The organism is Piscinibacter sp. (genome assembly GCF_050175855.1).
Lineage (GTDB): Bacteria > Pseudomonadota > Gammaproteobacteria > Burkholderiales > Burkholderiaceae_C > Piscinibacter.
Window position 1 is genome coordinate 1 of record NZ_JBFXIO010000349.1, and the last position, 5,357, is coordinate 5,357.

The 5,357-nt window shown below is 71.6% G+C and carries 6 protein-coding genes; 2 read left to right on the plus strand and 4 right to left on the minus strand.

The features are described from left to right. A partial coding sequence (locus AB7U92_RS21040) for a diiron oxygenase (RefSeq protein ID WP_428581611.1) occupies positions 1-748 on the plus strand: 748 nt, incomplete at its 5' end. Positions 749-763: 15 nt separating this feature from the next. Here AB7U92_RS21040 and AB7U92_RS21045 read toward each other — a convergent pair. Further along, positions 764-1,423, minus strand: a complete 660-nt coding sequence (locus tag AB7U92_RS21045) for a glutathione S-transferase (RefSeq protein ID WP_428581614.1) — start codon at positions 1,421-1,423, stop codon at positions 764-766. A 79-nt stretch (positions 1,424-1,502) separates the two neighbouring features. On the opposite strand from AB7U92_RS21045, the gene rfaE2 reads away from it, so the two are divergent. Continuing rightward, entirely contained in the window at positions 1,503-1,976 is a 474-nt protein-coding gene (rfaE2, locus tag AB7U92_RS21050; protein ID WP_428581617.1) for a D-glycero-beta-D-manno-heptose 1-phosphate adenylyltransferase, read from the plus strand. Between the two features lie 26 nt (positions 1,977-2,002). On the opposite strand, the gene AB7U92_RS21055 is transcribed toward rfaE2, so the two are convergent. The 3 genes from AB7U92_RS21055 to glnE form a co-directional block, all read right to left on the minus strand. Then, a complete protein-coding gene (locus tag AB7U92_RS21055) occupies positions 2,003-2,899 on the minus strand; it encodes a DMT family transporter (protein WP_428581619.1) in 897 nt (298 codons plus the stop codon). Next, complete coding sequence (gene rrtA, locus AB7U92_RS21060) at positions 2,889-3,482, minus strand: rhombosortase (protein ID WP_428581622.1); 594 nt, start codon at positions 3,480-3,482, stop codon at positions 2,889-2,891. Before rrtA ends, AB7U92_RS21055 begins: the two co-directional genes overlap by 11 nt. Then, positions 3,479-5,357: bifunctional [glutamate--ammonia ligase]-adenylyl-L-tyrosine phosphorylase/[glutamate--ammonia-ligase] adenylyltransferase (glnE, locus tag AB7U92_RS21065; RefSeq protein ID WP_428581625.1), on the minus strand; the 1,879-nt coding region annotated here is incomplete at its 5' end. The genes glnE and rrtA, both read right to left, overlap by 4 nt.

The window sequence follows — 5,357 nt, forward strand, 5'->3', positions numbered from 1 at the left end:
GAACGCCATCACCGAGTGGGCGGCGCTGCCGGCCACCGAGATGTTCCTGCGCGACAACCGCGACGACAGCGACTTCTCTGCGTTCATGAGCGTGTGGTTCTTCGAGGAGCAGAAGCACTCGCTGGTGCTGATGGAATACCTGCGCCGCTTCCGCCCCGACCTCGTGCCCACCGAGGCCGAGCTGCACGAGGTGCGCTTCGAGTTCGACCCGGCGCCGGCACTCGAGACGCTCATGCTGCACTTCTGCGGCGAGATCCGCCTGAACCACTGGTACCGCCGGGCCGCCGAGTGGCACACCGAGCCGGTGATCAAGGCGATCTACGAGACGCTGGCGCGCGACGAGGCCCGCCACGGCGGCGCCTACCTGCGCTACATGAAGCGCGCGCTGCAGAACTTCGGCGACGAGGCCCGCGCGGCCTTCGCCAAGGTCGGCGTGCTGATGGCCAGCGCGCGCCGCACGGCGCAGGCGCTGCACCCGACCAACCTGCACGTCAACGTCAAGCTGTTCCCGCGCGATACGGTGCAGAGCCGCCTGCCCAACCCGGAGTGGCTGGAGCAGTGGCTGGACAAGCAGATCCAGTTCGACGCCGTGTGGGAGACCAAGGTCGTCGAGCGCATCCTGCACAACATGAGTTTGCTGATGGAGCGCAGCTTCGCCAGCGTGCAGGAGCTCAACCGCTTCCGCAAGGAAGTCACCGCCAAGCTGGCGGCCACGGCGACCCCGAACCCCGGCACGGCGCCGGCCTGATCCCGGCGCCGAAGTTCAGGCCTTCTTCGCGGCGGCCAGACGCTCCTGCTCCGCCTTGCGGTCGGCGGTGATGCGCTGGGCGCTCGGGCGCTCGCCGATCAGCTTCGCATAGCCTTTCCAGTCGACACCGGCGGCGGCCAGCAGGTCGTCGCCGAGCACGATGCGCGAGGCCATGCCCACCAGCGGCAGGCTGACCCAGGCGGAGCAGTCGGCCTGCGTGAACCTCTCCCCGGCCACATAGGGCGCGAACTTCGCCAGCCGCTGGAAGGCGGCGATGTTCTTCACCAGCTGCTTGCGCACCCGCTCGGCATTGCTGTCGCTGATCTCGCCGCCGAAGAAGGCCTTGCCGTACAGCTCGCGCGCCACCAGCTCGAGGTGCAGGTCGATGAACGTCGTCAGCTCGCGCACCTTGGCAGCCTCCCAGGGGTCGGCCGGCAGCAGGCGCGGCTCGGGCTGCAGCGCCTCCAGGTAGTCGACGATGGCCTGGCTCTCGCACAGCGCGCCGTGCTCCGTGCGGATGAACGGCACCTTGCCCAGCGGCGAGCACGACAACACCGCCTCGTCCCTGATGCCCGTGGAGACGAACTGTTCCTCGAAGGGGATGCCCTTCTCGAGCAGCACCATCTTCACCTTGTTGTAGTAGTTCGACAGGCACAGGCCGCACAGCGTGATCATCGTGTCTCCTCGGGTTGGAACGCGCGCAGTCTACGGGCGGCGCCGGCCGCGGTGCTGACCCGCAGGTGACAATCGCGCCATGAGCGACTTCCTCGACAAGCTCTGCCCGCGCGAGCTGCTCGCCGCGCGCGTGGCCGCGCTGCCCCGGCCCATCGTCTTCACCAATGGCGTGTTCGACATCCTGCACCGCGGCCACGTGAGCTACCTCGCACAGGCGCGCGCGCTCGGCGCCAGCCTGGTGATCGGGCTCAACAGCGACGCCTCGGCGCGCGGCCTGGGCAAGGGGCCGGACCGCCCGCTGAACGCCGAGGCCGACCGCGCCTGCGTGCTGGCTGCACTGGAGAGCGTGAGCCTGGTGACGCTGTTCGACGAGCCCACGCCGGTGGAGCTGCTCAAGCTCGTGCGCCCGCAGATCTACGTGAAGGGCGGCGACTACGACATCGAGACGCTGGAAGAGACGAAGTGGGTGCGCAGCTGGGGCGGCGAAGCGCGTGCCTTGCCCTTCGTCGACGGCTACTCGACCACTTCGCTGGTCAGGCGCATTCGAGGCTGAACGGTGCACCCGGCGCCGGCCGGGGCTCAGCTGCGGTTCACCAGCACGATCCCGCCGGCGACGGCCGCCAGCGCGATCACCAGCCGCGCGGTGATCGGCTCGCCGAGCAGCAGCGCGCCGAGCAGCAGCCCGAACACCGGCGTGAGCAGCGTGAACGAGGCCAGCCGTGTCGCCGGGTAGTGGCGCACCAGCCAGAACCACAGCAGGTAGCTGGCGAAGGTGACGATCAGCACCTGGAACACCAGCGAGGCCCAGGTCAGCGCCGACAGCGTCGGCGCCCAGGGCTGCCCGACGAGGGCAGCCGCCAGCGCCAGCGCGATGCCGGAGATGCCGAGCTGGTAGAGCAGCGTCTTCTCGGCGGAGGCGGCCGCGAGCCGGCTGCCGCGGATGGCCAGCGTGGTCGCGCCCCACAGCACGCCGGCGGTCACGCCGAGCGCATCGCCGAGCCACTGCAGGTCGCCGGCGGCCGGCTTCGTGAAGCCCTCGGCGAAGCCCCAGGCCACGCCGGCGAAGGCGATCACCAGCCCGGCCATCTGCGCCGGCTTGAGCTTCTCGGCCTTGGCGATGAACGGCATGCCCAGCGCCACCACGAAGGGCGAGATGTAGATGAACACCGCCATGCGCGAGGCGGTGGTGTACTGCAGGCCGAGGAAGATGCAGCCGAACTCGGCGGCGAACAGCAGTCCGGCGGTGAGGCCGCCGGGCAGCGAACCGTCACGCTCGAACAGGCGGATGCCGCGCCATCCCGCCCACAGCAGCACCAGCGCCCCGCCGCCGAGCGAGCGGATCGCCGCCTGGGCCAGCGGCGGCACCTCGGCGATCGCCACCTTCGCCGCGACCTGGTTCAACCCCCACAGGAAGCAGCACAGCACCAGCGAGGTGATGGCCAGGGTGTCGAGGCGGAGCTTGCGTTCAGTTGTCATGTCGGGAAGCGTTCGGAATCAGCAGGGCCAGGCGTGCACACAGCAGCCCGCACAGGGCACCGCTGGCATGGGCGAAGGGGGCGACGGCGATGTCCCAGCCCTCGCGGGTCTGCACGGCCGGCCCCCAGGGCGATTCGCCGAGGATCTTGACCAGCAGCACCGCCAGGATGGCCGCGCCGATCAGCTGTCGGCGGCCACGGTCGCGCGCCACCAGCCAGAGGGCGGCTGCCGCCACGCCGGCATGCAGCACGCCCGACAGGCCGCCGTAGTGAAGCAGGTCGGGGCGCATCAGCAGGCCGAGGTGGGTGAGCGGCCAGGCCACCAGCCAGGCCAGCACGATGGCCAGCGGCACGCGCGCTACCACGCCGAGCGCGCCGACCAGCGCCGCGCCGGCGAGGTTGGCGCCCAGGTGCAGGCCGCTGTAGTGCACCGCGGCGGCGCTCAGCGCCCGCCAGGGCTCTCGTGCGGCCAGCGCCGGCTGCCAGTCGATCGCGCTTCGCGGCAGCCACCAGCCGCCGATCGCGGCGAGCACGAGCAGCAGTGTCAGCGCGAGCCAGGCGCGCGGAGCCGGTGTGGCGCTCAACCGAACACCGTGCGCCACAGGGCGAGGACGGCGTCGCGGTGCTCGGCGAGCGTGGCGGGATCGACCTGCGTGGGCTGCTCGTCCAGCCGCGCGCGGTGCTGGGCGCGGCGCAGTTCGCGGTAGGCGTCGGCCGCGCGCGTGCCGACAAGGTCGGGCAGCAGGCCGGCTTCCTGCGCCCGCTGCAGCAGCGCGATGTTGCCCTTGTTGTCGAGCAGCCCGGGATGCGCGGCGCTGTGCGCGAGCACGAGGTACTGCACCGCGAACTCCACGTCGACCATGCCGCCCGGGCTGTGCTTGACGTCGAACAGCTCGGCGCGCACCGGCCGCGCGGCGCGCAGCTTGTCGCGCATCACGCGCACCTCCTCGCGCAGCGCGGCATGGTCGCGCGGTGCGGCCAGCACGGCGCGCCGCACCGCCTCGAAGCGCGGGGCCAGATCGGCCAGGCCGGCGCACCAGCGGGCGCGCGTCAGCGCCTGGTGTTCCCAGGTCCATGCCGTGTTGCTGCCGCGGCCGGTCTGGTACTTCTCGAACGAGGCCATCGAGGTGACCAGCATCCCCGAGTTGCCGTTCGGGCGCAGCGCGGTGTCGATCTCGAACAGTTCGCCGGCGGCGGTGCGCAGCGTCAGCCAGCCGATCAGCTTGCGCGTGAAGGCGCCGTAGACCTCGGGGGCGCGCTCGTCGTCGTCGTCGTAGAGGAAGACCACGTCGAGGTCGCTGCCGTAACCCAGCTCCTTGCCGCCGAGCTTGCCGTAGGCGATCACCGCGAAGCGCGGCTCGGGGCGATGGGCCTGCTTGAGGTGCTTCCAGGCCCAGGCCAGCGTGCGCGCCAGCGTGGCGTCGGCCAGCGCGGAGAGCTCGTCGGCGACTTCCTCGACCGTGATGTGCGACTCGACGTCGCGCACCAGGGTGCGGAACACCTCGGCGTGGTGGGCGCGGCGCAGCGTGTCGAGCAGGGCCTCCGGGTCGGCCTGGCCGGAGCGCTCCCAGGCCTCGTGGCGGGCCTCCAGCTCGGCGGCGAACTCGGCGGCGTCGAAGCGGTTGTGCAGCAGCCGCTCGTCGGCCAGTTCGTCGATCACGCCGGGGTGGCGCATCAGGTAGCGCATCGGCCAGCGCGCCAGGCCGAGCAGGCGCAGCAGGCGGTTCTGCACCTCGGGGCGCTCGACCAGCAGCGCCAGGTAGCTCTCGCGGCGCAGCAGCGGCTCGACCCAGTCGACGAAGCGTTGCGCGGCTTCCATCGTGCAGTCGCCGTTGCGCGCGGCCAGGGCGGCGCGGGCGATCAGCCGGCCCAGGCGCGCCTTGCTTTCCTCGCGCAGCGCCTGGATCTTCGGCTGTGCGCACAGGTGGCGCACGCGTTCGGCCAGCTCGGCGGGCAGTTTCTCGGCGAAGGCCTCGCTGTCCAGCGGCGGCGGCGGGTTGCCGCAGGTCTTGCAGCCGCCGTTGCCCTTGCCGCCGTCGCGGCCGTCGTGCAGCAGGGCGTCGAACTCGAGCGCCACGAACTCGCGCATCTCGCCGAGGCGGTCGAGCAGCTCGCAGGCGTCGGCATTGCAGGTCAGCCCGAGGCTGCGCGCAATCCAGTTGAGGTCGCCGTCGCCGGTGGGAAGCAGGTGGGTCTGCTGGTCGTCGAGGTACTGGATGCGGTGCTCGACGCGGCGCAGGAACACGTAGGCGTCGGCCAGCCGCGCGGCGCTTTCCGGCTTCATCAGCCCGGCCGCAGCCAGGCGCGACAGCGCCTTCAGCGTCGAGCGCGTGCGCATCTCCGGGAACTGCCCGCCGCGCACCACCAGCAGCAGCTGCACGATGAACTCGATCTCGCGGATGCCGCCGCGCGAGAGCTTGACGTCGTTGGCCCGCTCGGGGCGGCCGGCGGCGCGGCGC

Bases quoted from the DNA above. Each gene is read 5' to 3' on its own strand.
- AB7U92_RS21055 (WP_428581619.1), bottom strand. From the start codon at position 2,899: ATGACAACTGAACGCAAGCTCCGCCTCGACACCCTGGCCATCACCTCG.
- rfaE2 (WP_428581617.1), top strand. From the start codon at position 1,503: ATGAGCGACTTCCTCGACAAGCTCTGCCCGCGCGAGCTGCTCGCCGCG.
- AB7U92_RS21045 (WP_428581614.1), bottom strand. From the start codon at position 1,423: ATGATCACGCTGTGCGGCCTGTGCCTGTCGAACTACTACAACAAGGTG.